Source organism: Paracoccus sp. (in: a-proteobacteria) (genome assembly GCF_030536915.1).
Taxonomy (GTDB): Bacteria; Pseudomonadota; Alphaproteobacteria; order Rhodobacterales; family Rhodobacteraceae; genus Paracoccus.
Window position 1 is genome coordinate 1 of the sequence record NZ_JAUNPC010000028.1, and the last position, 2,666, is coordinate 2,666.

At 69.2% G+C, this 2,666-nt stretch carries 3 protein-coding genes; all 3 read left to right on the forward strand.

What is annotated here, in order from left to right; all coding sequences use genetic code 11:
- Positions 1-948 (forward strand): ABC transporter permease (locus Q4F04_RS06990; protein ID WP_303369117.1); only part of this gene is annotated, 948 nt, incomplete at its 5' end.
- Positions 948-1,826, forward strand: coding sequence for an ABC transporter permease (locus Q4F04_RS06995; RefSeq protein WP_303369118.1), 879 nt, complete (start codon positions 948-950; stop codon positions 1,824-1,826). The genes Q4F04_RS06990 and Q4F04_RS06995, both read left to right, overlap by 1 nt.
- Before the next feature lie 22 nt (positions 1,827-1,848).
- The coding region (locus Q4F04_RS07000) for a gamma-glutamyltransferase (RefSeq protein ID WP_303369119.1) at positions 1,849-2,666 on the forward strand (818 nt) is incomplete at its 3' end.

Below are 2,666 nucleotides of genomic sequence, written 5' to 3' on the forward strand. Positions count from 1 at the left end.
CCCATGCTCAACCTTTTCCTGCGGCGCGTGCTGACCGCCATCCCGACGATCCTGCTGATCTCGGTCTTCGTCTTCGCGCTGCAGAAACTGCTGCCGGGCGACCCGGTGCTGGCGATGGCGGGCGAGGAACGCGACCCCATCGCACTGGCCGCGATCCGCGAGCAGCTCGGCCTGAACGACCCGCTGCCGGTGCAATATTTCAACTGGCTGACGGCGGCCCTGCAGGGCGACCTGGGGATGTCGCTCAGGACCGGCCAGCCGGTGACGGAACTGATCCTGCAGAAGCTGCCGGTGACGCTGCAGCTTGGCGTCATGGCGCTGCTGATTGCGCTGGTGATCGGCATCCCCGCGGGCATCCTCTCGGCGGTCCGCAAGGGCACGCTGACCGACTATGCCGCGAACATGGTGGCGCTGTCGGGCATGTCGGTGCCGAACTTCTGGCTGGGCATCCTGCTGATCATGCTGGTCTCGGTCCGCTGGCAGCTTCTGCCCGCCTCGGGCTATGTGCCACCGACCGAGGATTTCGTGCAGTCCATGCGCACCATGATCATGCCGGCCTTCGTGCTGGGCACGGGGCTTGCGGGCGCGCTGATGCGGCACACGCGGTCGTCCATGCTGGGGGTGCTGAAGCAGGACTATGTCCGCACCGCCCGCGCCAAGGGCGTGCCGGAACGCCGCGTCGTCATGCGCCACGCCTTCCGCAACGCGCTGACCCCGATCGTCACCCTGACCGCGCTGCTCTTCGGCGAGCTGATCGCGGGCGCGGTGCTGACGGAACAGATCTTCACCATCCCCGGCTTCGGCAAGCTGGTGGTCGATGCCGTCTTCACCCGTGACTACGCCGTCGTGCAGGGCGTGGTGATGGTGACGGCGGTGGGCTTCATCCTGATGAACCTTGTGGCCGACATGCTGTATATCCTTCTCAATCCCCGCCTGAGGGCGGCGTGATGGCGAACGAGGCGATCGCCGCGCGCACCGTCGCGCCCGTCATCGACACCCCCGCCCGGCGAAGCTGGCGCAAGTTCCGCACCCATCGCAGCGCGATCCTGGGGGCGATCATCGTGGGGGCCTTCCTGCTGATCGCGCTGCTGGCGCCCCTGCTGCCGATCCCCGATCCTGCGGCGACCGACTGGGCCGCCGTGCGGCAGGCCCCAAGCGCCGCCCATCCGCTGGGCACCGACGAGATCGGCCGTGACGTGCTGTCCCGCATGATCTGGGGGGCGCGGGCCTCGGTGCTGGCGGGCATCGTCTCGGTCGGCATTGCCATTTTGCTAGGCGTGCCGCTGGGCGTGCTGGCGGGTTATTTCGGCGGCTGGACCGACGCGGTCATCTCGCGCTGCACCGAGGCGCTGCTGGCGGTGCCGTTCCTGATCCTCGCCATCGCGCTGGCGGCCTTCCTCGGCCCCAGCCTGACCAACGCCATGATCGCCATCGGGATCTCGGCCACGCCGATCTTCGTGCGGCTGACGCGGGGGCAGGTCATCAACATCCGGGCCGAGGATTACGTCGAGGGCGCCCATGCCATCGGCCTGTCCACCCGCCGCATCCTGACCCGCTATATCCTGCCCAATGCCATGCCCCCCATCCTCGTTCAGGCCACGCTGACGGTCGCCGCCGCGATCATCGCGGAAGCCTCGCTGTCCTTCCTTGGGCTAGGGCAGCAGCCGCCCGCGCCGTCTTGGGGGTCGATGCTGAACACGGCCAAGAACTTCATGGCGCAGGCGCCATGGCTGGCGCTGTGGCCGGGGCTTGCGATCTTCCTGGTCGTGCTGGGCTTCAACCTTCTGGGCGACGGTCTGCGCGACGCGCTCGACCCCCGCGAATGACAATAAACCAAAGGGACTGACGATGAGCGACTTCACCACCCGGCCCGAGATCCGGGGCACCTTCGGCACCGTTGCATCGACCCACTGGATCGCCTCGGCCGCCGGCATGGGCGTTCTGGAACGCGGCGGCAACGCCATCGACGCGGCGGTGGCGACGGGCCTGGTGCTGCAGGTGGTCGAGCCGCATCTGAACGGCCCGGCGGGCGACCTGCCGGTGATCTGGCGCAAGGCTGACGGTGAGCCGCAGGTGATCTGCGGGCAGGGGCCTGCGCCGAAGGCCGCGACCATTGCGGCGATGCGCGATCTTGGCCTGACGCTGATCCCCGGATCGGGGCTGCTGGCGACGGTCGTGCCGGGGGCCTTCGACGGCTGGATGAAGCTGCTGGCCGAAGGCGGCAGCCTGACCCTGCGCGAGGTGATGGAGCCCGCGATCTTTCACGCCCGCGACGGCCATCCCCTGCTGCCGCGCGTGGCCAACACCATCAAGGGCATCGACGCCTTCCTGCGCGACGAATGGCCCAGTTCGGCGGCGGTGTTCATGCCGGCTGGCGAGGCGCCCGAGCCGGGTGCGATCTTCCGCAACCCCGACCTTGCCGCCACCTGGCAGCGCATCGTGGCCGAGGCCGAGGCCGCATCCGACGACCGGCTGGGCCAGATCGAGGCCGCCCGCGCCATCTGGTCGGACGGCTTCGTCGCCGAGGCCATTGCCGGTTTCGTCGAAACCGCTGAGGTCGCCGACGTGACCGGCCAGCGCCACCGCGCCCTTCTGGCGCGCGAGGACCTGTCGGGCTGGCGGGCGCGGACCGAGGAACCGCTGTCGCTCGATTACCACGGCTGGAC